Source organism: Streptomyces sp. NPDC051738 (genome assembly GCF_044453205.1).
GTDB lineage: Bacteria > Actinomycetota > Actinomycetes > Streptomycetales > Streptomycetaceae > Streptomyces.
Genome location: NZ_JBITCM010000003.1, coordinates 158622 through 182061 on the forward strand (window position 1 = coordinate 158622; position 23440 = coordinate 182061).

At 70.3% G+C, this 23440-nt stretch carries 15 protein-coding genes and 2 pseudogenes; 5 read left to right on the top strand and 12 right to left on the bottom strand.

Annotation, left to right across the window (positions count from 1 at the left end):
- Positions 1 to 5: 5 nt before the first annotated feature.
- The 8 genes from fxsT to ACIA8X_RS08630 all read right to left on the bottom strand — a co-directional run bounded on the left by fxsT (position 6) and on the right by ACIA8X_RS08630 (position 12594).
- Positions 6 to 4061: an FxSxx-COOH system tetratricopeptide repeat protein gene (fxsT, locus tag ACIA8X_RS08595; protein ID WP_399458056.1), complete on the bottom strand. Its 4056-nt coding sequence runs from the start codon at positions 4059 to 4061 to the stop codon at positions 6 to 8.
- A complete protein-coding gene (locus ACIA8X_RS08600; protein ID WP_393444671.1) occupies positions 4048 to 5349 on the bottom strand; it encodes a TIR-like protein FxsC in 1302 nt (433 codons plus the stop codon). Before ACIA8X_RS08600 ends, fxsT begins: the two co-directional genes overlap by 14 nt.
- A 50-nt stretch (positions 5350 to 5399) precedes the next feature.
- Positions 5400 to 6236 carry an aminoglycoside N(3)-acetyltransferase gene (locus ACIA8X_RS08605; RefSeq protein ID WP_393444674.1) on the bottom strand — a complete coding sequence of 279 codons (837 nt, stop codon included), beginning with the start codon at positions 6234 to 6236 and terminating at the stop codon, positions 5400 to 5402.
- Positions 6233 to 8365 (bottom strand): FxsB family cyclophane-forming radical SAM/SPASM peptide maturase, encoded by a 2133-nt coding sequence (locus ACIA8X_RS08610; protein ID WP_399458057.1) that lies wholly within the window; start codon positions 8363 to 8365, stop codon positions 6233 to 6235. Before ACIA8X_RS08610 ends, ACIA8X_RS08605 begins: the two co-directional genes overlap by 4 nt.
- Positions 8366 to 8812: 447 nt before the next feature.
- A complete protein-coding gene (locus ACIA8X_RS08615) occupies positions 8813 to 9268 on the bottom strand; it encodes a MaoC family dehydratase (protein ID WP_399458058.1) in 456 nt (151 codons plus the stop codon).
- An 8-nt stretch (positions 9269 to 9276) separates the two neighbouring features.
- Positions 9277 to 10779, bottom strand: coding sequence for an o-succinylbenzoate--CoA ligase (gene menE / locus ACIA8X_RS08620; protein WP_393444681.1), 1503 nt, complete (start codon positions 10777 to 10779; stop codon positions 9277 to 9279).
- A gap of 10 nt (positions 10780 to 10789) precedes the next feature.
- Positions 10790 to 11665, bottom strand: a complete 876-nt coding sequence (locus ACIA8X_RS08625) for an amidohydrolase family protein (protein WP_393444683.1) — start codon at positions 11663 to 11665, stop codon at positions 10790 to 10792.
- Positions 11666 to 11676: 11 nt separating this feature from the next.
- Positions 11677 to 12594: an SDR family NAD(P)-dependent oxidoreductase gene (locus ACIA8X_RS08630; protein WP_393444685.1), complete on the bottom strand. Its 918-nt coding sequence runs from the start codon at positions 12592 to 12594 to the stop codon at positions 11677 to 11679.
- 207 nt (positions 12595 to 12801) lie between these two features.
- Here ACIA8X_RS08630 and ACIA8X_RS08635 point away from each other — a divergent pair, with 207 nt between their 5' ends.
- The 3 genes from ACIA8X_RS08635 (at position 12802) to ACIA8X_RS08645 (ending at position 15364) form a co-directional block, all read left to right on the top strand.
- Positions 12802 to 13227: a MarR family winged helix-turn-helix transcriptional regulator gene (locus ACIA8X_RS08635; RefSeq protein WP_393444687.1), complete on the top strand. Its 426-nt coding sequence runs from the start codon at positions 12802 to 12804 to the stop codon at positions 13225 to 13227.
- Between the two features lie 10 nt (positions 13228 to 13237).
- Entirely contained in the window at positions 13238 to 14026 is a 789-nt protein-coding gene (locus ACIA8X_RS08640) for an IclR family transcriptional regulator (RefSeq protein ID WP_393444689.1), read from the top strand.
- 930 nt (positions 14027 to 14956) lie between these two features.
- Positions 14957 to 15364 (top strand): hypothetical protein, encoded by a 408-nt coding sequence (locus tag ACIA8X_RS08645; protein ID WP_393444692.1) that lies wholly within the window; start codon positions 14957 to 14959, stop codon positions 15362 to 15364.
- 735 nt (positions 15365 to 16099) lie between these two features.
- Here the strand turns inward: ACIA8X_RS08645 and ACIA8X_RS08650 are convergent.
- From ACIA8X_RS08650 to ACIA8X_RS08660, 3 genes and pseudogenes are all read right to left on the bottom strand, one after another.
- The gene (locus tag ACIA8X_RS08650) at positions 16100 to 16540 is read right to left on the bottom strand and encodes a hypothetical protein (RefSeq protein ID WP_393445513.1); all 441 of its coding nucleotides are present in this window, start codon (positions 16538 to 16540) and stop codon (positions 16100 to 16102) included.
- A 263-nt stretch (positions 16541 to 16803) separates the two neighbouring features.
- A complete protein-coding gene (locus ACIA8X_RS08655) occupies positions 16804 to 16935 on the bottom strand; it encodes a hypothetical protein (protein WP_393445515.1) in 132 nt (43 codons plus the stop codon).
- A gap of 124 nt (positions 16936 to 17059) precedes the next feature.
- Positions 17060 to 17179, bottom strand: a pseudogene (locus ACIA8X_RS08660) (lipase family protein); the annotation flags it as partial.
- Positions 17180 to 19276: 2097 nt separating this feature from the next.
- On the opposite strand from ACIA8X_RS08660, the gene ACIA8X_RS08665 reads away from it, so the two are divergent.
- Complete coding sequence (locus ACIA8X_RS08665) at positions 19277 to 19660, top strand: hypothetical protein (protein ID WP_399458059.1); 384 nt, start codon at positions 19277 to 19279, stop codon at positions 19658 to 19660.
- 217 nt (positions 19661 to 19877) lie between these two features.
- Here ACIA8X_RS08665 and ACIA8X_RS08670 read toward each other — a convergent pair.
- Positions 19878 to 20096 (bottom strand): annotated as a pseudogene (locus tag ACIA8X_RS08670) (IS5/IS1182 family transposase); the annotation flags it as partial.
- 1466 nt (positions 20097 to 21562) lie between these two features.
- Here ACIA8X_RS08670 and ACIA8X_RS08675 point away from each other — a divergent pair.
- Entirely contained in the window at positions 21563 to 22396 is an 834-nt protein-coding gene (locus ACIA8X_RS08675; protein ID WP_399458060.1) for a hypothetical protein, read from the top strand.
- Positions 22397 to 23440 lie beyond the last annotated feature (1044 nt).

Below are 23440 nucleotides of genomic sequence, written 5' to 3' on the forward strand. Positions count from 1 at the left end.
ATCGCTCACACCGGCAGGGGCTCCAGGTCCCGGTGGATCCGCTTGCCCTCGCGCACGGTCGCCGTGTGCGGGTGGTCCTCGCCGAGCAGCCGGGCCAGGTCGGTGCGGGCGCTCTCCTGGAGCTGTTCGGCCTCCGGGATCCGGTCCAGGGCGCGCAGGGTCACCGACAGGTTGGCGCGCGAGACGACGGTGTCGGGATGGCCGTGGCCGAGACCGGCCTGGAATCCGGCGACGGCCGTCCGCTCCAGCTGCTCGGCCTCGCTCAGCCTGCCCAGTTCCGCCAGTACGTTGGCGAAGTTGACGGCGCAGGCCAGGCTGTACGGATGGCGCTCGCCGAGCACCTCACGCAGCGTGGCCAGGTTCTCCTCCAGCAGCTCGCGGGCCCGGCCGACCTCGCCCGAACCGCGCAGGAAGATACCGAGGTTGTTGACGGCGGCCAGCGTCGCCGGGTGCCGCACACCGGGTGCCATCCGGTACTGGGGCACGATCTCCTGGGCGAGGTCGAGGGCCTCCTCGCGGGCGCCGGTGGCGTACAGGTCGGTGGCGTAGTTGAGGGTGCAGTCCAGGACGTCGGGGGTCGTGGTGGGGATCTCCCGGGTGCGGTAGTACTCGCGGGTCTGGTGGGTGATGGCGCGGGCCTCGGTGACCTGCCCCGCCTTGCGCAGGGAGACGGCGAGGCTCTTGGCCGTGCGCAGGGTCTCGGGGTAGGTGTCGCCGAACAGCTCCTGATAGGAGGAGTAGCCGCGGCGCAGCAGCGAGATCGACGTGGCGTACTCCCCCACCTCCCGCAGGTCCCGGCCCAGGTTGGTGATGCTCAGCAGGGTCTCGGGGTTGGTCTCCCCGAGATCGTTGCGCCACCGGTCGTAGATCTCCTGGTCGACCTCGCGGGCCTCGCCGTAGCGGCCGAGCTGGCGCAGGCAGACGGCGCGGTTGTTGTTGGCCTTGAGGGTGCGCGGGTGGTCCTCACCGAAGCTCTCCTTGAATCCGCCGTACGCCGCCGTGGCCATCTCCAGGGCCTCGGCGAACCGTCCGATGCTCCCCAGGTCGGTGGCCAGGCCGCTGGTCGTCATCAGCACGTGCGGGTGGTCCGGGGCGAGGAGCCGGCGCTGCTGGGCGAGGGTGTCCGAGCCCACCCTCTCCGCCTCCACGTACTTGCCGAGGGAGCGCAGTACGTTCGCGATGTGGAAGCGCAGATAGAGGATCTGCATCCGCAGGTCCCTGGCATAGCGCTCGTGTTCCGCCAGTGCCGTGGTGTGCTCGGCGTCGGCCGTGCCGGTGCGCTCCTTGTCCGCGGCGATCCGTTTCTCCAGCTCGGCTATCTGGACGCCGCGGGCGTTCAGCTGCACCTCCCAGGACGAGCGCAGCTCCTCGCCGAGGCCGTAGGCGGCGTTGAGGTCACCGCGCTTCCAGAGGTAGCGCACCCGGTCGATGAGGAGTTGCCGGGTCTTGGGCTCGTCGCACGCGCTTGCCTCGGAGGCCTCCAGGTGCGGCCAGATCGCGGCGAAGACGGGACGGTTCTCCGGGGCGTCGATCGGCTCCTCGCCCGAGGGCCGGGCGCCGGCCAGGATGCGGTGCACCACGTGCTGGGCGTCCAGTTGTTCCTGCGGCGTCAACTGCGCGCGGATGACGGCCTGGACCAGCCGGTGCACCTGGATCGACTCGGTACCCCGGTCGACCTTGGCGAGCGCGAAGCGGCCGATCTCCCGGATCACCCGGCCGAGGACCATCTTCTCCTGCAACGAGGGGTCCTCCTCCGCGAGGACGCGGATCATCTCGTCGCCGTAGAGCAGCTTCATGGAGATCGGCTCGGCCGCGAAGAAGGCGCACAGCCGGAGCAGTTGCACCGCGGCCGGGGAGCGCTCCTTGAGGCGCTCGATGGAGACGTTCCAGGTGGCCGCCACCGGTTGCGGGTAGTTGGAGGGCTGGCTGAACGAGAGGACCAGTTCGGCCTGTTGTTCCAGTTCCGCCAGATAGGTGTCGACGGGGGTGCCGGTCTCGGCGAGCCAGGCGCCGGCCTGGTCGAGGGCGAGGGGCAGGTCGCCGACGGCCGCGGCGACCCGGTCGGCGTCCTCGGCGCTGAGGTCGGCGGCCCGGCGCAGCAGGTGCTCGACGCTCTCCTCGCGCAGGAAGGGGTCGACCTCGATGGTCTCCCCGTGCTGCGACCAGCCCTGGTTGCGCGAGGTGACCAGGATGTGTCCGCTGCCGCCGGGGAAGTGCCGGCTGACCTCCTGCGGCTCGTCGGCGTTGTCGAAGACCAGCAGCCAGCGCAGGGTCGAACTCGACTGCCGCAGATGGTCCCGCACCTCCTGCGCGGCCTGCGCTGCCTCGTCGCCGACCCGCAGGCCGAGGCGCGCGCCCAGTTCGGCGAGGGAGGAGATGACGAGCTCGTCCTGCTCGGAGGGGATCCACCACACCAGGTCGTAGTCGGCGGCGAACCGGTGCACGTACTCCAGCGCGATCTGTGTCTTGCCGACGCCGCCGAGTCCGTAGAGGGCGTACGGCGCCGGGGAGACGCCGGTGGTGCTGGAGCCGAGGCTGTCGCGCAGCTTCTCCAGCAGGGCGCTGCGGCCGGTGAAGGCGGCGTTGCGGGGCGAGACGTTCCAGAACTTGGGGGCGGTGCCCGGGAAGCGGGCCTCGGTGGGCGGACCGTCGGCCTGGCGCTCGGCGGGCAGGGCGGGCTTGCCGAGGGCGCGCAGCAGCGCTCCGGTGGCCTGTGTCTCGTCCAGCCGCACCACGTCCACCGGCGCCCACTCGCTGAACGTCGGCGCCGGGCGGATGTCGCCCACCCGGACCGGGACGACCTGGCGCCGCCCTGAGGGGTCGCCCCCGGTCGCGGCCTCCCACACCTGGCGGGCACGTGCCGAGCGCTGGTAGGCCGGGGAGAGCACGACCACCGTGCGGTCGGCCGGCTTCTCGGCTCCGTCGCCCTCGCAGCCCACGTATTTCAGCACCACCCGGAATCCGGCCCGGGTGAGCAGCGCGGCGATCCAGTCGGCCCACATCCGGTCCTCGGCGACATAGCTGAGGTGCAGATCGGCCGGGAGCGCCGAACGGCTGCGGGTGAACGCCTTCTTGATGCCGAGGCGCACGTCCTCGTCCATGCGGGGCAGCGCGGTGACGGCCTGGTCCGTGATGACCCCGGTGAGCCGCTCGAACGCCGCGAGCAGCGAACCGGCGTTGCCGGCCTCGTCACCGAAGGTGGCCAGGGTCTCCTCGTAGGCGTAGTAGGGGCGGTACGGGATCTCCACCGAGCCCCAGTAGCCGGTGAGCTGGGTCTCGGTCATGCCGGAGGGAAACCGGTCGAACTTGGCCCGGGCGAGGGACCGGCCCGCGTCGGCCTTCTCCTTCTCGCCCTCGTCGATCCGCATCGGGACGGGCAGGATGCGGATACGGCGGCTGCGGAAACGTTCGTCGATGTGGCGGGCGACCGCGGCGGCTCCGTCGATGCTCTGGCCGCTCAGGGTGAAGCAGTCGACGAGGACGTCGGGCAGATGGGCGGTGCAGATGTCCGCGATGTCGGAGAGACCGGTGCGGCTGTCGATGAGGACGTAGTCGTAGTGGTGGCGCATGTCGTCGCGTAACGCGTCGAAGAACAGCCCGCCGCCGAGGTGTTCGTAGAAGTTGTCCCAGTCGAAGGTGGAGACGATCGCCGAGTAGTCGCGGTTCTGCCGGCCGGCGGAGACCAGGTCGAGGGTGCCGGGCTCGGGGAATCGCCAGTCCAGGGAGACCGCGTGGCGCTGGATGCGGGCGTACTGGCGGTGCCAGTCCGGGGGCCGGTGCTCGGTCTCCGTGGCGTCGCCGGAGGCCGCCCAGGCGTAGTCGGTGAGCAGGTCGATGACGCCGGTGGTGGCGCCGACGGTCGCCGGGTCGAGGAAGGGGTGGAAGAAGCGGTGCAGGCCGGGCGCCTCCAGGTCCCAGTCGACGGCGAGGACGCGTTTGCCGTTGGCGGCGAGGATCCAGGCGGTGTTGGCGAGGGCCATGGTCCGGCCGGTGCCGCCCTTGTACGAGTAGAACGTCACGATCCGGCCCTCGCGGCCGTCACGTCCGTCAAGGCTGCTCATCGCGGTCTTCCTCCTCGGCATGCGGGCGATGCACCGGTGGCCGGCTGTCGTCGTGTCCCGCGATGCTCAGCCGGAAGCGCGGGGTGGCCCTGCCCGGCGGCGGCTGTGCGGGGGCTTGCTTGAGGTGCTGGGTCGCTGCCCACTGCACGACGTGCGGCAGCAGCGCGCCGAAGGACTCGTGGTCGGGGATGCCGCGAACGGCGGGCCGGCACGCCTGCCGCCCTTGGTTCACGATGCGCGGCAGGGTCGTCTCGACCTCGTCGGTGAGGCTCTCCCGGGCGTCCTCGCTGTCGGGGTCGGCGTCGTTCCACGGCACCATGAGGCCGGTGGCCGGCCGGTGGCCGGCGTCGAACTTGGCCAGCCGGGTGCGCTGTTCGGGGTCGCGCAGCACCCAGCGGTCGAGCAGCATCACCTCCGGGCCGCCCGCCGGGGGTGAGTCGTCGGCCTCGCTGTGCCAGGTGTCGAACTCCTTGAGGTCCGGCCGGTATTCGAGGCGCTCGGCGATCTCGGCGGCCACCTCGGCGAGCGGTCTCGCGCACTCGGGCCGATAGGGGTTCCAGTCGAGCGCCGAGGGACCGTAGTAGTGGCTGCCGCGTTCCTCGGGCAACCGGTCCAGGGAGCCCGCGGCCACGGTGATCCGCAGGGTCCGCCGGGCGCGCACGGGTGCGAAGGCGTCCGGCACCGCACTCCAACGGGTCTGCTCCCCCTGGTCGACGAGCACGTTCTCGCCCACGTCGATGATGCGCCGGGCCAGTTCCAGTACGGCTCGCTGATAGGCGGAGCGGAACGAGCTGACCTTGATCAGGCCGTACAGCCCGAAGTCGCGGTAGCGGTCGCCCAGTTCGGGGTGGGCGTACTGCAGGTCCCGTACGGATTCGGGGAGTTGATGGTCCTCGACCGGCGCCCACAGGGCCGGCACGATCGCGCCGGGCGTGCCACGGCGTCCCGCGCTGCGGTGCCGGGCGGGTCGCTGGTCGAAGACCGTCCACTCCTTGCCGCACCAGGAGCTGCGGAAGTAGCGCGGCGAGTACAGCGGAACGAACACGCGGCAGGCGGCGAGGGAGTCACCGAGTTCGGTCGTCCAGAGCTGTCCGGCCCGCATCGAGCGGTCCATGTACCCGGCCGCGCCGACGGGCACGGCGGTCATGTGTCTGATGTGGCCGCACAGGTCGCGAAAGAGCCGGTGGACCCACAGGTCGGGATCGCCGTCGTCGGTGTCGTCCCGGGGAGTGTGGGCGTAGCTCAGGAAGAAGTACGGGGCGGCTGTCTCCGCGCGTAAGTGCTCCATCGGCTCCACATGATCCCCCGATCCCGCCCCCTCCCCCGGGGCGTGGACACTCAGTGTAGGAAGCCGGACGCGTTTTGTAGCCGTTCGGGCGTGGACCGCCGGGGGCGATTTCCGGCCAGCCATCCGGTGGCGAAGTCCACCGCCGCCCGCAGCGGCAGCACCCGGGTCTCGGCGGACCCGAGCCGCCCGCGCCCAACGGCGGGCGTGGGCAGCGCGGCGTCGTGCGCCTCGTATGCGGCGCCGAGGGCGGCGAAGTCGCTGTCGTCGAGATCCACGTCCTGGTAGGAGATCCAGCGCCGCCGCCCGTCCCGCAGGACCACGCAGCGGTACTCGCGCCGGGGCGGATCGTCGATGCGGTACTCGGCGAGGTGGAAGGCGCTGCACACGTCGTACCCGACGCCGATCAGCAGGACGCGGGCGTCGGCCGCGTAGAGGCGGGCCAGGGGCGATCCCTCACCGAGGTGACAGTCCTCGTCGTGCCGGGCCATCAGCTGCGCCGCGCGGGCGCCCACGGCCGCGAACGACGTCTGCGGATGGGTGCTGCGCACCGCCCCGGGGCTGCGCCGCACGGCCTCGGCCAGTCGGCCCATGCCCTGGGAGGGCGTGTGCCGGGGGTTGAAAGGCGGCATGGCCGCCTGATGGGCCGCCACCTGACTGGCCGTCATCCCATGTGTACGCGCCCGGAATTCGGGCGAGGTGTCGGAGTTTCCGGCGGTGAACGCGGGGACGACGAGCGTCCCGTCCGGGCCGAGGGCGGTGAGCAGCGTGGCCAGAACCGTGTCGGCGGCCGGGCCGACCCGGCGCAGCGAGGCGTGCACCAGCAGGGTGGCTCCGGCCCGTACGCCCAGGGCGTCCAGGTCACGGGCCGGGATCCGGGCCGCGGTCATCCGCCGCTCCTGCGCATCCCGTCGGCGAAGCGCCGGCCGAGCGCGGTGAGCGACGGGGCGGCCGTCAGTTCGTCCAGGCGGGCGCGGGTGTGCCGCGTCGCCTCGGGGTCGGGGCTCACCAGGTCGGTCGCGACGCCCGCGTAGACGTCGGCGAGCAGTTCGCCGACGCGAGTGTCGGTCTCGTCGTAGAGGTCACACAGGTCGAGCAGGGCGTCGAGGGCACCGAGCCGGAATCCGCGCACCAGGTCGCTCGCGAGGCGCACCGGGTCGGAGGTCGGGGCGGCCCCCAGCGCCGCGAATCCCGCAGCGGCCGCGATGGAGTGGGGATCGGCCGGGCCGACGAGCGGGGTCACCACGCGCACACCGGCGGCCATCGCCTCGGCCGTCCGCGGCAGCGCCTTGCGGATCAACGCCCAGGCCTGGGGCAGCACATGCCGCCACTGTTCGACCTCGTCGTCCGTCAGCCGCCCCTGGACGGGCCGGTCGAAGCAGTCGCGGTACGGATCGATGTCGTCCAGCGCCACCTCCAGCCCGTCGGCCCGCAGCCACCGCAGGGGCTCCCATCCCGGGCCGTCGATCCGATCGGGCGTCAGCTCGACCGTGGGTGCGGTGGTTTCGGTGCGCAGCCGCCCCAGCCCGGGGAGGTAGGCGTAGCCCTCACGCACCGGCACGGTAATGCGGTCCACGGCGCCGACGGGCAGCGCGGCAGCGGCCACGAGCGCGGCGAGATGGTCGGCCGGCGCCGCACCGTCGAGACAGCGCACGGCCCAGATCCGCGTGTACGGGTGGGACAGCAGTGCCGCCACCGGAGCGCTGTCCCGTCGGCCGATCTCCAGCGCCGTCCGCCATGCGGCGGCCCACAACTCACCGCCCGTGTCCGGTCCCTGGTCGATGAGGGTCAGCAGCTCACGGGTGACCGCCTGCCTCCCCCGCGCCAGCTCCCGTACGGCCATGCCGTCGTCGCTGCCGTCGGCCAGGGCGTCGAAGCCCTCGACCGGCCGGGCCGCTCCGGCACCGGTGCGTGCGTCGATGGACCGGATGAGCTCCTGGAGGTCCGCGCAGTAGATCGACGGATTGTCGAAGTCCGTGCCGTCACCGCGATACCGGTGCGCGTACAGCCCGCCGCCGCAGGAGCGCACGACCGGGCAGGACCGGCAGGTCTCGCTCAGGCCCGCCAGCCCCTGCTGCCGGGCCGTGATGCCGGGGTGCAGCGCCACCTCGTCCAGGGAGTGCCGCAAGACGTCCTCGCCGGTGCCGGGTGCGCCGTCGTAGGCGGTCTTGAGCGAGTCCGTCTGCTCGAAGGTGCCGTCGGTCTCGACCACCACGACATCGGCCGGTGCGAGCCCCATGGCCTCGGTCAGGCTCGGGCCGCCGCCCAGGGTGCTGATGACCGAGTCGAACAGCCGCACCGGCATCGGACGGCCCTGGGCGTCCCAGCGGTCGTAGACCGCCATCAGCCAGTCGGCGTACGGCGTGGCGGCTCCGTCGGGACGCGGGGGCGGGTCGTCCCAGGTGGCGTGCGGCAGAAGGAAGTCGATGCGCGGCGGGTCCTGGGCGGCCAGCGCGTCGTAGGCGGCGACGGGGTCGTTGCGCACGTCGATGGTGCAGAGCAGGCCCGCGTAGAGAGGGCGGTGGCGTTCCTGCCGGAGGAGTGAGAGGGCCGCGAGCACCTTGTCGTGACTGCTGCGGCCGTCGGCATAGCGGCGGTGCAGGTCGTTGGCGGCCCGGTCGCCGTCCAGGGAAATACCCACCCGGACGTCGAATTCCGCGAAAAGATCGAGAAATCTGCTGCTGAGCTGAATGCCGTTGGTGTGAATGCGTAAGTCGAGCCGGGAAATCCCGTCCAGGCTGTTCCGCAGTTCTTCGCAGATTCGGCGTAAGCGAGCCGGGCCGGCCAGCAAAGGCTCACCTCCGTGCAGGATGACCTGCACGGAGGGCAGTGCGTGAGCCTTGGCGTGTTCCGCCAGACGCTGGGCCGTCCAGGACACGACCTCGTCCGAGATCACTTTCGGCCGGGAGGTCCAACTCTGGTCGGCGTGCTCGTACACGTAGCAGTGATCACACGCAAGGTCGCACCTGCTGTGCACCTTGAGTACGAGTTGTCGAAGCGGAACCAGCGGGCTTGTCATTCCGGCAGACTCGATGTCATCCAACCGACGACGAGAAAGTGATCCCGTCCGTCCTATGGTTCTGCGTGGCAGAGAGAGCGCGGCGCCGTGCTCGGGCGTACTTGGGTTCACTCGGGGCGTCGAGTCGCGTCGCGGCGGCTTGGGCGTCGACGACGGCCGTCGACCGCGCAGTGGTTCTTGCTCGCTTGATCACAGTGTCCCCTGGTCAGGAGAGTGGAAAGGTGAGGTGGTCGACCCTGCGCCGCGCGGCGGAGAGCCTAGACCGCAAACCGTATCGCCTACCGAGGCGTAGCGACCCTAGGGAAAGGCTACGAGTCGGGACCTTCCGCAGGTCAACGAGCGGCGAACGCGAAGTGTGAACTCTAGGCCGCTCAGGTGACTTCCCTCACACGCCCCATCCTTCACACACCCCGTCTCTCCCCTGCCCCGTCGGCGCCGCGCTCCGGGTCAGGCGTAGAACCGCGACACGCTCTGCAGCACCGCCGCCGGCTTCGCCCCGCCCTCGATCTCGATCGTGCCGTCGACCGTGATCTGCGCCCCGCCCGGCACCTCCTCGACCTCCGCCAGCCTGCCGACCAGCCGTATGCGCGAGCCGACCTTGACCGGCGAGGGGAAACGCACCTTGTTCAGGCCGTAGTTGACCTTCGTGGTGACGCCCTGGACGTCGAGCAGCTCGGTGAACAGGGGGATGAACAGGGAGAGGGTGAGGTAGCCGTGGGCGATCGGGGCGCCGAAGGGCCCCTCGGCGGCCTTCTCGGGGTCGACGTGGATCCACTGGTGGTCGCCCGTGGCCTCGGCGAACGTGTTGATGCGCTCCTGGGTGATCTCGATCCACTCACTGGTGCCGAGGTCGCTGCCCGCGAGCTTCTTCAGTTCGTCGAGGCCGTTCACGGTGATGCTCATGCGGTTCCTTACTGGTTGCCGTACCGGTTACGGACACGGGACTTGAGGAGTTTTCCTGAGGCGGTGCGCGGGAGTTCGTCCGCGAGCACCACCGATTTGGGGATTTTGTATTTGGCGAGGCGGCCGGCGAGGGACGCGAGGAGTTCTTCGGGGTCCGGTGACGCGCCCTCGCGCGGCACGACGACCGCGCGCGGCACCTCGCCCCACTTGTCGTCCGGCACCCCGATCACGGCGCACTCGACGATGTCCGGGTGGGCGAGGAGCAGGTCCTCGATCTCGGCGGGGTAGATGTTCTCGCCGCCGGAGATGATCATGTCCTTGATGCGGTCGACGATGAAGACGTAGCCGTCCTCGTCGACGCGGGCGGCGTCCCCGCTGCGGAACCAGCCGTCCGCGAAGGAGGCGGCCGTCTCCTCGGGCAGCCCCCAGTAGCCGGGCATGACATGAGGGCCGCGGACCACGACCTCGCCGGTCTCGCCGACGTCGACCGGCACCATGTCCGGCCGTACCACCCGTACGTCGCTGAAGTAGTGCGGTACGCCCGCCGAACCGGCCTTGGTGACCGCGTGTTCGGCGTCCAGGAACAGGGTTCCGGGGGCGGCCTCGGTCATGCCGTAGCCCTGAAGGAACGTCAGTCCCCGTTCCTGGTAGGCGGCGATGAGCGGGGTCGGCACCGGGGAGCCGCCGCAGGTCAGGATCCGCAGGGACGACAGGTCCGCGTCCGGCCAGCGCGGGTGCCTGGCCACCTGGTCGAACATGGTCGGGACGCCGAACATGAAGGTGATCCGGTGTCGTTCGATCAGGTCGAAGGTGCCGTCCGGGTCGAAGGCCTCGACCAGGACACAGGTGCCACCCTTGAGCAGGACCGGGAGTGTCAGCATGTTCAGCCCTGCCGTGTGGAACAACGGGGCCGAGACCAGGGCGCGTTCGTCGGCGATCAGGTCGGTGTCGACCAGGACGTTGAGCGCGTTCCAGGTGATGTTGCCGTGCGTGAGCATCGCGCCCTTGGGGCGGCCGGTCGTGCCCGAGGTGTACATGATGATGCAGGTGTCGTCGGGGGTGACCGGCGCGTCGACGGGCTCCTCGGAGGCGGACGCGAGCGCCGCCTCGTACTCGGCGCCCACCTCGACGTACGTACGCACGTCGGTGCTGCCCGGAAGTCCCGCGACGAGCCCGGCATGTGACGGTCCGTAGATCAGGGCCTTGGCGCCGGAGTCGGCGAGCTGGTAGGCGATCTCGGGGCCGGCCAGGCGGGTGTTGAGCGGGACGAAGACCGCGCCGAGCGTGCCGGCCGCGAACAGGGTCTCCAGGTAGGAGGGGTGGTTCGGGCCGAGGTAGGCGATGCGGTCACCGCGCCGCACGCCCCGCTCGCGCAGGGTGTGGGCGAGCCGGGTGGTGCGGTCGTGCAGCTGCGCGTACGTGTACGCGGTGTCGCCGTGGATCAGGGCGGTGCGGTGGGGGGTCTTGCGGGCCCGGCGTGCGGGCCACGACCCCAGTCCCTCGTTGCGCATGTCGCGCCCCTTACGGTTTCGTCAGCCCGAGCAGGCGGGCGGCGTTCTCCTTGAGGATCTTCGGCCTGACCTCGTCCTTGATCGACAGCTTCGCGAAGTCGGCGAGCCAGCGGTCGGGGGTGAGGACGGGGAAGTCGGAGCCGAAGAGGACCTTGTCCTTCAGCAGGGTGTTGGCGTACTGCACCAGCTGCGGCGGGAAGTACTTCGGCGACCAGCCGGACAGGTCGATGTGCACGCCCGGCTTGTGCGTGGCGACCGCGAGGGCCTCGTCCTGCCAGGGGAAGGACGGGTGGGCGAGGATGATCTTCAGGTGCGGGAAGTCGGCTGCCACGTCGTCGATGTGGAGCGGGTTCGAGTACTTGAGCCGGATGCCGCCCCCGCCGGGCACTCCGGCGCCGATGCCCGTCTGGCCCGTGTGGAACAGGGCGATCGTGCCCGTCTCCTCGATCACCTCGAAGAGGTCGTAGGCCACCGAGCGGTCGTTGGGGAAGAAGCCCTGGATGCTGGGGTGGAACTTGAAGCCCTTCACCCCGTACTCCTCGACCAGCCGGCGGGCCTGCTTGACGCCCGCCTTGCCGCGGAAGGGGTCGATGGACGCGAAGGGGATGAGGACGTCGGCGTTGGCGGCGGCCGCCTCGGCGACCTCCTCGTTCGGGACCGGCGCTGTGCCCGTCGCGGACTCGGCGTCGACCGTGAAGATGACGGCGGCCATCTTCCGCTCGCGGTAGTAGGCGGCCGTCTCCTCCAAGGTCGGCTTCCGCTTGCCCTCGACCTTGAAGTAGGCGGAGGAGGCGTCGTGCAGGTCGTCGTCCAGCGAGGAGTGGCCTTTGGAGGAGACCTCCGCGTGGGTGTGGACGTCGATCGCGACCAGTTCTTCGGGATTCATGGAGGGGGCCATCACGCCTCCGGGAACTTGGGCGCCGGAATGCCGACCGACTGGAGCTCGGCACCGACCGAGGTGGGCCAGACGTCGGCGAGGGTGTCGGGGGTCCAGCCGCCGTCGGCGTAGGCCGCCGCGATCTCCTGCGGATGCGACCAGAGTGCCACCTTGTCGCCGCCGACGCCGATGGCCTGACCGGTCACGCTCCGGGCCGCCTCGGAGGCGAGGAAGGGGACGAGGGCCGCGCAGTCCTCGGGGGTGCCGAAGCCCTCGCCCTTGCGCAGGAAGTCCGGCAGCGGCTCGCCGTTCTTCATCGCCTCGACGTACGGGGCGAAGGCGGGGATGGTCTCGGTCATCGCGGTCGCCGCGACCGGCACGATCGCGTTGACGGTGATGCCCGCGCGGCCCAGCTCCATCGACCAGGTGCGGGCGAAGGCGGCGATGCCGGCCTTGGCGGCGGCGTAGTTCGTCTGCCCGAAGTTGCCGCGCTGTCCGGCAGGGGAGCCGACCAGGATCAGGGTGCCGCCCTCGCCCTGCTCGCGCATCCGGACGGCGGCGGCGCGGGCGCAGGTGAAGGTGCCCTTGAGGTGGGTCGTGATCACGGCGTCGAAGTCGTCGTCGGTCATCTTCCACAGGACCTTGTCACGCAGGATGCCCGCGTTGGTCACCAGGATGTCGAGCCGTCCGAACTCCTCGACCGCGCGGTTCACCAGCCGTTCCGCGGCCTCGGTGGTGCCGACCGGGACGACCTCGGCGACGGCCGTGCCGCCGGCCTCGGTGATGGCCTTCACGGCCGCGTCGGCAACGGCCTCGTCGACGTCGTTGACGACCACGGAGGCGCCGTGGGCGGCCAGGGCCTGCGCGTAGGCGAGGCCGAGGCCCCGGCCACTGCCGGTGACGACGGCGACCTTGCCGGTGAGATCGATGCTGGGCACGAGCGGGTCCCTTCAGGTGGGGGTGCGGCTTCGAGATCGAAGGTAAGAACAATAGTTGTCGACGTCAATAGTTGTTGTCGACTCGTCCTTGCGTCATGCTGGGTCCAGTACGTACGCACCGCCCCACCCGGGGCCTCGACCAGGGAGCCCGCCATCACCAGCCGGCAGACCACGAACCCCGCACCGATCGGCTCGAGCGAGCCGTGGATGCGCGGACTGCACGCGGACACGGGCTATCTGCTGTACCGCCTCGGTCTGCGCTCCGGTCAGCTGTTCAACTCCTTCCTCCAGGAGTCGGGCCTGCGCCTGCGCCACTACGCGCTGCTGCGGTTCCTCGCCACGTCCCCGGGCGCGCTCCAGCGCGAGCTGAGCGCCTCGCTGGGCTATGACCCGAGCGCGATCGTCGGCCTGGTCGACGACCTGGAGAAGCTGGGCTTCGCCGAGCGGCGGCCCTCCCCCGACGACCGCCGCAGCCGGATCGTCGTCCTGACCGACGGCGGCCGGGCCTTCCTGCGGGACACCGACGAGGCCGGTCAACGCGTCACCAACGAGCTGGTCCAGCCGCTCGACGCCGCCGAGCGCGACCAGCTGCACGCGTTGCTGCGGAAGGTCACCGAGTCCGGGCTGGGGTGACGGGATTCCGATGACCGCCGACGCCGTGCCCTCCGCGGCTCCCCAAGGGACGCGTTCCGCGCCCGACCGGCTGCTGGCGGTGCTCGCGGCCTTCGACCTGGCGCATCCGGCGCTCAGCCTGACCGACATCAGCAGGCGGGCCGGGCTGACCCTGACCACCGCGCACCGGCTCGTGGCCGCCCTCACCGAGTGGGGCGCCCTGGAGCGGGACGACTCCGGCCTCTACCACGTCGGGCTGCGGCTGTGGGAGGTGGCCGCGCTGGCCCCGCGCGGGCTGGCGCTGCGGCAGGTCGCGCTGCCGTATCTGGAGGACCTGTACGAAGCGACGCACGAGAACGTGCAGTTGGCGGTCCAGGACGGGCCCGAGGTCGTCTACATCGAGTGGCTGTCGGGACGGTCGGCGGTCGGCGTACACATCCGGGTCGGGGCACGCTGGCCGCTGCACGCCACCGGGGTGGGGCTCGCGCTGCTCGCGCACAGCACCCCGGAGTTCCAGGAGGACTACTGCGCCGCGCCGCTCGCCGCCTTCACGCCGTACACCGTCACCGAACCGGCCCGGCTGCGCCGCGTCCTGGCAGACGTGCGCCGCACGGGCGTGGCCGTGAGCAGCCGCCAGGTCACCGACGACGCGCTGTCGGTCGCCGCCCCGGTGCGCGGCCCGGGCGGTGCGGTCGTCGCCGCCGTCTCGGTGGTCGTACCGCAGGCGGACGCGCAGGTGCCGGTGCTGGTGCCGGCGGTACGGCTCGCGGCGCGCGGGATCTCGCGGGGGCTGGGGTGGCAGCCGGAGACGGGGGTGTAGGTGTCCTGCGGCGCTGCAGATCCGCAACTGGCCGCGGCGAGGTTGTCCTCGGCGAGGGCGTGCAGGGGCTGACTGTCAGGTGCGGTCATCGTGCTGATCTCCTTCGAGTTTCGGCACCTCGAAGATCAGCCGGTGGCGGTTCATCTGTGCGGGCATCGGCCAGGAGCCGGAGCGAATCCCGGATCAGGTAATCCGCACACCATCTCCATGGACACAGCCCACGGGCGGGTCATTCCCCGGAAATGGACAGATGAATGACGTTGCCAATGTTGTCGATAATCCCGCGGGCGGTGGTCTGCTGTGCATCGGCCGATGCATCAGTTGGATTCCGGCTTTGGGATTGCGCCGTGTCGTGGGGTCTCGGGGTTTGACGGATTGCGGCGGGTCCGTTGAGCGGGCCACGCTTTTCTGCGGTTCCTGGTGCAGCACGGTCCGGCGGGTCAGGGATCGGGCCCGTATGGCAGTCGCTCCGGATACGGGGTCTGAGGGTCGGCGGGTGTGCTGCGTGAGGGGTCGGCCAGTGAACGCGGAAGCGTGGAGCTGCGTGGTCGGTTGCCGGGTGTGCTTTTTCTTGCGGCTTGTCCGGGGCGGGGAGGCGGAGCAGGTCCCCGGTCCGGGCCGCGGGCCGGTGGCATGCTCGCGCCTCGTCGGGCGGGTGTGGTTTCGGCTGGGGGTGTCACCGCGAGCGGGCAGCGGCTTTTTTCTCTTCTGTCAAGTCCCGACTTCTCGGTAACGGAATTCCGTGACGTGACCCGGCGGCCGGGCCGGAGGTTAATTGATGTAGCGGGTTCACGCAGCAAAGGTGAATCGGCCGCACCGTCCGAAAGCGGGTGGTGTGATGCGCGGGACAAGTGTCCCGTCGGCGGACAGTCTGCGAATGAGCCGGGCTGTCCGGCAGGTTTCACTATTTCTCACACGAGGAGAATTCTCATGGCACATATCCTGACGATGCGACGTCTTTCGGTGGTCGCTGTCTCTGCCCTTCTGGCCGCGGGCGGTGCTTCGCTGTCCACCAGCGCGTTCGCCGCCACGCCCACCGAGGTGCCGCACATCACCGTGGCCGGCGACGGCAACGGGAGCGGTAACGGTAACGGCAACTGGGGCAACGGCAACGGCAGCGGCAACGGCAACCAGAACTGGGGCAGCAACAACGGCAGCGGCAACGGCAACCAGAACTGGGGCAGCGGCAACGGCAGCGGCAACGGGAACGGGAACTGGGGCAACTGGAACGGCAGCCTCAACGGTAACGGGAACCTGGGCAGCAACAACGGCAGCGCCAACGGCAACGGGAACTGGGGCAGCGGGAACGGGAGTGGTAACGGCAACGACAACCGCTAGGGCCTGGCCGCGGCCTGGCGTCGCATGAGGCCGGTATCCGGCCGGGTGGCATGGGGACATGCCACCCGGCCGGACAGGCGTGTGTCCGCGCCCGGCGCAGCGCCCGCACGGGGGCATGTCACCGCCGTGTGCGCTCTGGTCCTGAAGGCAGGTGGTGGTTGTGAGCGACTGGCCTGCCGGCGGCCCCGGGGGTGAGGGTGTCCTGGCGGCCGGTGACGGCCTTGCGGCGGGGCCGCTGCCGGTCGGGTGCCTTCGGGTGCACGCCCCGGTCGGGGCGGTCCGGCGCATGTGCGCCCGGTGCCCGGTGTGCTCCGGCGCAGCCGTTCACTCCCGCCCCGGTCCTCGCCGGGTGAGCGGCGGCGCCGGTTTGTGAGGGGTGGGCTGCATCGACTCGTCGCCGGGTGGACGACGCCGGATCGCGGTGTCGGTGCATCGGTTTTCGCTGCCCGGCTGCGCAGGGGTTCCGGTTCCCGTTCCTCACCCGCCTGCGCCACCCGGGCGGATGTGTGCGTGCTTGCGCGGTGTTTGTGGGGGTGCCGGATGCGGTGACGCGACCGCGACCGCGATGGCCGGTCGGCCCGCCCGCGGCCGGGATCGTGTGAAGGGACCGCACGCCAGGGCCGGTTGATGCGGGGAACGCGAGCATCCGGCCATCTGGCCGGACGGCAGATGCTGCCGTCCTCGCCGTCCGGCCAGATGCGGGCCGTGTGCGGCGGTTAACACCGCACTGAGGCTTCAGCGGTTGTTGTTGCCGTTGCCGCTGCCGTTGCCGCTCCCGGTGTTGCGGTTGCCGCTGTCGCTGCCGTTGCCGTCGCCCTTGTTCTTGTTCCCGTTGTTGCTGCCGTTGTCGTTGCCCTTGTTCTCGTTGCCGTCGCGGGAGCCGTTGTCGTTGCCCTTGTTCTCGTTGCCGTCGTCGCTGCCGTTGCCGTCGCCCTTGTTCTTGTTGCCGTTGTCGCTGCCGTTGCCGGTGCCTTCGTTGCCGTTGCCGTTACGACTGCCGTTGTCGTTGTTACTGCCGTTGGTACCGGTCTTGCTGCTGCCGTCGCCGGCGACAGCCGTGTGCGGCATCGCCTGCTCGGCGGCGACGGCAGTGGTCGACAGCGAGGCGCCTGCCGCGGCCAGAAGAGCGCAGACGGCGATCACCGCAAGGCGTCGGGTCTTGAGGGTGTGAGCCATGAGGATTCTCCTTGTGAGGAAGGGTGAACGATTGAAGAATCGAATCCCCCCGTCCATGCCGGGGGGCCCAGGTGGGACGTAGGTGCCACAACCACACCGCCGGGTTCCGTCGACAACGACGGCCTCTTCAGGCCGCCGCGCCCAAGGCTTCTCGCATCGCGGGGTGGGCGGCACAGGTGGCGGCGAGGCGGGGCGGGCCTGGTGGAGCCGCCCGGCTCCACCAGGGCAGCCGCACCACGAGCCGGTGCCGTGGTGCTGGGCCATCAGGAGAGGTTCTTCTCCAGGACCGCGATGTAGTTGTTCATGAAGTGGTCGCGGATCCCGTCGTCGGCGGGGGCGAGGGGATCGGCGGTCATGCCTTGGGCCCGCTCGACAAGGCCGCCGAGCAGGGGCATGCCAGTCGTGGAGCCGTCCCGCCCAGTCGATACAGCGCAGGGCCTGGACATGGGTGAAGCGGGGCTCGGGCGGCAGTCGGGGCACGATGTCGTTGTGGTTGACGAACCGGTACATGCGGTCGGCGAAGCCCTTGTTGTACGCCTTGGCCGGCTCCTGGTCACAGGTGCGGGGCCGGCCGTAGGCGTAGACGCCGTCGGCGGCCGGCCGCGGCTGGTCCGGATACGTCCGCGCTCCGGCCGGCATGGCGAGGGCCCTGGCGAGGCCGTGCCCGGTGGAGAACAGCTTCCGGCGGTTGGTGCGCGGCTCGGCCGGGGTGTCTTTGACCTGCGGTAGATCGCCTGCAGTGCCTCGACGAGGCCGTGGTGCACCCAGCCGGTGCCTCCCGGTCCCGGGCCGAGCGATACGTGGTGGCGTCCGAGAGCCAAGCTTTGGTCTGGGCCGGTTTTGTGCCGCACAACACCGTGATGATCATGTGGTCGTCGGCCAGGGCGCGGGCCTGGGTGTCCGGGAGCGGGACGGGGGGAGTGCTTGGCGTCCCGTGGTGTCGAACCCACCTCGAACCCCCGGGCACCGGCCTGTTCCTCGATCGCCTCCCGGCTCTTGTGGGCGAGATGGCAGGCCCGCGCCAGCCAGTAGCCCCGCTGAAAGCTGTCACCGGTCGAGCGGTGCTCGAACGACGAGGGTACGGCCACCGGAGGCCCCTTTCGTGGCAGTGGAGTTGAGCGGCCTGAGCGAGGGCGCTCCACACCGCCCGCGTTGATCATTTCGTAGTATCGGCGCCGCCGCGGCGCGGCAGGCGAGAACACACCGGCACTCACCTGAACGGATCCGCCCTGCGCCGTCACCGCGGACCCGGCGAGCTGCCGGGCGGCGGCCCGTCCCCCGCACCCGGCGAGCCGGAAACCCCCGCCCCGACCGGGTGGGGTCGGCGCAGGGTTCCCCCGGCGGGTCGACCGTGCTCGTCGGGCAGGGGTGCCGGGCGCCTTTGCCCCTGCCTCGTCCACACCCTGCCGCGCACGGGCCGGTGCTGGTGCACGCGGATGTGACACCGTGCAGGCGTACGCGAACCAGCCGGCCGTGCGGGGTGGAGTCCCGCCGGCAGCCGTCCTTGTCCTTCGCCGAGGACCACGGTGTCGACGTGCCCGATACCCTTGAACCTTCGGTACCCCGGCGCGAGACCGGCCTTGACCCGCTTGAAGAAGGCCTGGAACGCCTTGTCCAGGCGGCGCAGCACGGCTGGCCGGGAGGAGAACGACCAGCGGCCCCTCGCGCGGGGCCGCAGCCGCGGATCTCCTTGAGCCGGGCGGACCGGTCGCCGTATCCGATGCTCGTCCCCGAGCTGTGCCGGTAGGCACCGCAGCGTTCCTGCAAGACTCCGTTGCAGGGCGAGCAGTGATCCGCAAGCATCTCGCGCAGGGCCTGCTCCTGGCGCACGGTGGGGCGAAGGAGGAACGTGCCCGCCCGTATCACGCGGCGTCCTCCTTCTCCTTCTTCCACGGGCGCTCCCACCGGGTGTCGATGTACTTCTTCACCGTCTCCGCCGAGCCGGCGAAGTACGACGATGACCACAAGGGTGGGCGGCCGCGTCTTCGGGTGCGCCAGGTGCGCCGCAGGACGCGGGCGGTGAAGCCACGGGCCGCCTTCTCCTCGGCCCTTCTGCCGGATCAGCTCATCCAGGCGGGTCGCGACCCGTCCGCCGAGAACCGGGGTGGCGGTACTTCGGGCACCACACCACGTTCAGACCCCGGTCAGATCCGTACAGAGGCGGTTGACAATTGCCATTGCCCGCCCCGCTGAAGCGGGGCGTTTCCTGGCTGGCCTCAAGGATGCGGAACTGCTCGAGTGGACGGGCAGGGACGTCGCTCAGGGGAAACATCGACGTCAGCTCCGCCCTTGGGGACAGGCCGGGTGAACGTCTTCAACGCCCCCGACGAGAACGGGTTCAGCTTCGGCTCTGCCCCGACGAGCCGGCGCTACAAGCCGGCGCTCCCGCCCCGAAGTCACGGTCCGCGGTGCGGTGATCGGCCCCCGCAAGCCCGAGGCCTCACCACCAAGCCCCCAACTCGGAAGGCAGCCAGCTCTCGTGACACAGACATCGGGGAACCAGCGCGCCCACTGCGTGCCTGTTGTGAACTCCGGGATGTCGAGAAGCGGGGGGCTGCCGTGGTGCGACCGGTATGGGCGGTGAACCCAGAAAAGGCAGAAAATCTTTGCAGAAGTCCTGGGCCGAGGGAGGGAATTACAGACACACCAGCGCGCCGGACGACCGTCAGGGGGAGTGTCTCGGCATCCTGTCGCCCGATGCTCAAGTTCCCCGGTACGGATGGAAGGTACGGCCGAATGAAGCTGACCCACAGGCTTGCCACGATCAGCACCGCTACGACGGCACTGTTGCTGTGCGGTGCCGGCAGCTCTCAGGCTCTAGGTGACGGGGGGCTGTTCCCGCTCCTGGGCAGCCCTTCGATCGTCCTCGTCTGCCTGCCCGCAGGACAAGTGGGTCACGACAACTCCTTCAACGGCATCCAGAACATCAGCTGCAGTCAGTCGGGCACGCCAGCAACCACAGCTGCGGGTGACTCAAAGGGCGGGGGCATCACGGTCACCGTGATCGACAACACAGGCGGTTCCAACACCGGCAACGGCAGCGGCAACGGCAACGGCAACACCGGCAATGACAACGGCAGCAACGACGGCAATAACACGGGCGGGACCACCACCGGTTAGAAGCCCCCGGGCGCAACGGACGGGATGGCAGATCATGGGGTGGCCGGCACAATCAGCGCACAGATGCCTCGTCACCGCCCAGGACGTCACCGAGGTCACCGGCGTCCTTTTCTACGCCCCCACAGCTCCTGCTGCGACGAGGGCATCCTCGCCTTCAGCAGCGCAATCTCCCTCCCGTCCCCCGCCCGCGGCCACCACTGAACCTTTTCAATCTTGATCAGCTGGCGAGTTCGAGGGCGGTGACGGCTCGGACGACGGCGGTGATCCGGGTGGTGCTGCAGTGGAGCTTCCGCAGGAGCCGCCAGCACTTGAGGATTGCCATGGCGCGTTCGCCCTCGCTGCGGATCTTGGCGTGGTCCCGGTTGTGACGCCGGCGCCAGCCGCGATGATGCTTGCCCCGGATCGGAACGCGGATCGCGGGACCGGCGCCTTGATACGCCTAATAGGCATGTGGGTTGGCCGGTTGGGCCGATCGGCAGGGGCCGGAGCGAGACGTCTGGGATATACGCAGCGCCAGGAGTGCTTCGACAAGACGGACGCGGCTCAGGCTCCTGTCATGTCGGCTCCAGTCGCCGTACCGTGCCGTGATTCGAGCCGTTCCCAAAGTCACCTCCCAATTGGCCAGAGCCTTCGAGCTCTTCACGAGAGCGAGGACTTTGGGCAGGGCTGGGGCCACGGACGGCTGATGGGACCCTTGCCGGACGCCACGGCCAAGACCGCCGCAGCGTTCTCCTGGGCGGCGAACACCCCCGTGCCAATGAGCGTGCCTCCGGCCACCGGAAGCAGCCGGCATCAGAAAAGAACGGAGCACGAGATCTGCGGGCACATGATGCGCCGAACAAAGAAAAGAGGGAAAGCCGGCGAGGGAGAGGTAATTTATTCGCTTTCCCTGGACGGTCCGCCCGGCTGAAAGACACAGAAGCCGGCACCGGAAGAGTCCGGGCGTTGTTGGACAACCGCAGCGGCGGGCACCGACAGCCGAGCAATCCGGCCCGGAAGCCGCACCACGGATGCACAGAGCATGCCAGGCCCATGACGGCCGGGCGCAGCCGAGACGGCACACAGACCGCCCCGGCACCACCACGGCCCCTCGCGAACCCGCGCGCACCTGCGCCGACAGGCCGTCCTGGCCGCGGGTGGGGGTGCCACCGGCGATGACACCGGCGGGCACATGGACACCGGCGGGCACATGCCGGTGACCACCGTGCCGGCGCCGATGCCCGCGTTGGTGCCCGGTCACCGCACAGCGGGCACACGACGACCCCACCGCGAGACCGGCGCGCACGGCGGTGAACCGTCCCGGTACCGCGCGGCGGGTCACGCAGCCGGACTCCGCACCGTCCGGGCCCACCCGTCCGCTGCCGGCGCCGCCCCGCAGGGCGTGCCTCTGAGCCCTCGGGCTGCCCCGGACCGCCGCCGCAGGTGACCGGGCCACTGCCCGGCCTGCGGCCCCAGAACACCGAACCCTCTGCCGGGACCGTTGCCTGCTGATCCCCCCGCGCGAACGGCAGGCCCCCCGGATGATCCGCGAGGCGAAGGCGGTGCGGGCCGCCCGGGGACGATCAGGACCCGGGGCGGCGTCCCAGCCGCGGGCCGGCTTGCCGCACCCCTGTGCCTGCCCGCTCACCCGTCCGCCGGACCGTCTAACACGGCCGCCACTGCGGTGTCAAGTCCCGACCTTGCGTGCCACGGCTTCCCGGGACGTGACCCGGCCGCCCCACCCGGGGCTTAATTGAGGCATCGGTTCACACCGGAAAAGCAATCGGACACACCGCCCGAAAAAGAATCCCCACGGTGTGAACGCGGGACCTGCGTCCCGCCCAGGAATCCCTCCCCCGCACGGGAGGAAATATTCCTCAAACATTCCCCATTTCTCACCATTTCTTACCAAGGAGAATTCTTATGTCTTACGCCCTCAAGAACCGCCGCCTTGCGATGATCGCCGTCTCCGCTCTTCTGGCTGCGGGCGGCGCCTCGCTGTCCACCACTGCCTCCGCCGCCGAGCAGGCGGTGCCGCACGTGGCTGTCGCCGGTGACGGCAACGGCAGCGGTAATGGAAACGGTAATACCGGCAACCACAACGGTAGTGGTAACGGCAACAAGAATAAGGGCCACCACAACGGCAGTGGTAACGGCAACAAGAACAAGGGCGACGGCAACGGCTCCCGCAACGGCAACGAGAACAAGGGCAACGGCAACGGCTCCCGCAACGGCAACGAGAACAAGGGCAACGGCAACGGCTCCCGCAACGGCAACAAGAACGAGGGCAACCACAACGGCAGCGACAACGGCAACAGGAACGAGGGCAACCACAACGGCAGCGACAACGGCAACGACAACAAGGGCGACAACAACGGCTCGAACAACGGCAACGACAACACCGGCAGCGACAACGGCTCGAACAACGGCAACGACAACACCGGCAGCGGCAACGGCAGCGGCAACGGCAACGACAACACCGGCAGCGGCAACGGCTCGGACAACGGCAACGGCAACACCGGGAGCGGCAACGGTTCGAACAACGGCAACGGCAACGAAGGCGACGGAAACGGCAGCGGCAACGGCAACGACAACACCGGGAGCGGCAACGGCAGCGGCAACGGCAACGGCAACACCGGCAGCGGGAACGGTTCGAACAACGGCAACGGCAACACCGGGAGCGGCAACGGTTCGAACAACGGCAACGGCAACGAAGGCGACGGAAACGGCAGCGGCAACGGCAACGGCAACGTCTGACACCTGACCGCGGCGCGTCACGCGAGACTGGAATCCGGCCGGATGGCACGGGCGAACACGCCCCCCATCCGGCCGGACAGACGCATGTCCGCGTACACATCAGCGCAGGACGGCCGACCGGGCTACCAGCCCCACGCCGGTGCCTGCCCACACCGAACCAGCCCTGAGGCCCCCCGCACCAGCACCTTCCGCACCCAGGAAGTTGCCGCCCGGGGCCAGGGCCCCCGAAGTTCTGCACGAGACCTTGACTGCCACAGAAATCAGCCGCACTTGAGTTGCACGGGGCGGGGGAGAGGGCCGGCAGCACCGTGCCGGGCGCGAGATAGCGATCGACCTCGCTGGCGCCGGTCAGATACGCGGCCAGGAACTCCTCGACAGCGGAGGCCAGTTCACCGTCCGCAACACGCACCCGGTACGGCGAGGTCGGCGCCCCGGCCCGGGCCGCCACCACAGCGGGCGCGCCCATCACCGCGAACGAGCCACCCGTGCGGCCGGCAACGACCGGCACGGCGTAGTAGCGCACCGTCGCGTCGGCGTACTGCGCAGCCACCGTCACCGACCACGTCCCGCCCGCCCGGCGCGCACTGCGCACCGCAATCACCCACTGCGGCGCCTGCGCACCCGCGGCCGCCTCGGGCAACTCGACATCCGGCGTCATCGACTGCGCAAGCCGCGCCTGCGCACTCCGGCGTCGTCGGCGCTCTGCGCAGCCACACACTCACGAACAGCTGCGCATAGCCGCCTGGGTCGGCGGCGGCCGTAGCGGTGCGCACGGTCGCGGGCCTGGCCGCGGCGGCGGCCTCCACCGCGGTCGGGGAGGAGGCGACGGCGACGCCCAGCGCGGCCGGGCCGGCCGCGATGACGGACCAGACGGCCAGGCGGGAAAGGCGGACACGGCGCCGCATCGCCCTCAGCGCGACACCCGCGGCCACCGGAGCAGCCAACTGGCCCGTAGAGGCTTGCTTGCCACGAAGCATGGTCGAACTCTCCTGGTCAGAACTGACGTTGCTGCTGGCGCCGGAGCTGGGGCCGGTGCAGGCGCCG

What these genes read in the sequence shown, in the direction of transcription:
- ACIA8X_RS08600 (WP_393444671.1), bottom strand. Translation starts at nt 5,349, where the DNA reads ATGGAGCACTTACGCGCGGAGACAGCCGCCCCGTACTTCTTCCTGAGC.
- ACIA8X_RS08675 (WP_399458060.1), top strand. Translation starts at nt 21,563, where the DNA reads ATGTCTTACGCCCTCAAGAACCGCCGCCTTGCGATGATCGCCGTCTCC.
- ACIA8X_RS08655 (WP_393445515.1), bottom strand. Translation starts at nt 16,935, where the DNA reads ATGCCCCTGCTCGGCGGCCTTGTCGAGCGGGCCCAAGGCATGACCGCC.
- menE (WP_393444681.1), bottom strand. Translation starts at nt 10,779, where the DNA reads ATGCGCAACGAGGGACTGGGGTCGTGGCCCGCACGCCGGGCCCGCAAG.
- ACIA8X_RS08650 (WP_393445513.1), bottom strand. Translation starts at nt 16,540, where the DNA reads ATGGCTCACACCCTCAAGACCCGACGCCTTGCGGTGATCGCCGTCTGC.
- fxsT (WP_399458056.1), bottom strand. Translation starts at nt 4,061, where the DNA reads ATGAGCAGCCTTGACGGACGTGACGGCCGCGAGGGCCGGATCGTGACG.
- ACIA8X_RS08645 (WP_393444692.1), top strand. Translation starts at nt 14,957, where the DNA reads ATGGCACATATCCTGACGATGCGACGTCTTTCGGTGGTCGCTGTCTCT.
- ACIA8X_RS08615 (WP_399458058.1), bottom strand. Translation starts at nt 9,268, where the DNA reads ATGAGCATCACCGTGAACGGCCTCGACGAACTGAAGAAGCTCGCGGGC.
- ACIA8X_RS08665 (WP_399458059.1), top strand. Translation starts at nt 19,277, where the DNA reads ATGAAGCTGACCCACAGGCTTGCCACGATCAGCACCGCTACGACGGCA.
- ACIA8X_RS08635 (WP_393444687.1), top strand. Translation starts at nt 12,802, where the DNA reads ATGCGCGGACTGCACGCGGACACGGGCTATCTGCTGTACCGCCTCGGT.
- ACIA8X_RS08610 (WP_399458057.1), bottom strand. Translation starts at nt 8,365, where the DNA reads ATGACAAGCCCGCTGGTTCCGCTTCGACAACTCGTACTCAAGGTGCAC.
- ACIA8X_RS08625 (WP_393444683.1), bottom strand. Translation starts at nt 11,665, where the DNA reads ATGAATCCCGAAGAACTGGTCGCGATCGACGTCCACACCCACGCGGAG.
- ACIA8X_RS08605 (WP_393444674.1), bottom strand. Translation starts at nt 6,236, where the DNA reads ATGACCGCGGCCCGGATCCCGGCCCGTGACCTGGACGCCCTGGGCGTA.
- ACIA8X_RS08640 (WP_393444689.1), top strand. Translation starts at nt 13,238, where the DNA reads ATGACCGCCGACGCCGTGCCCTCCGCGGCTCCCCAAGGGACGCGTTCC.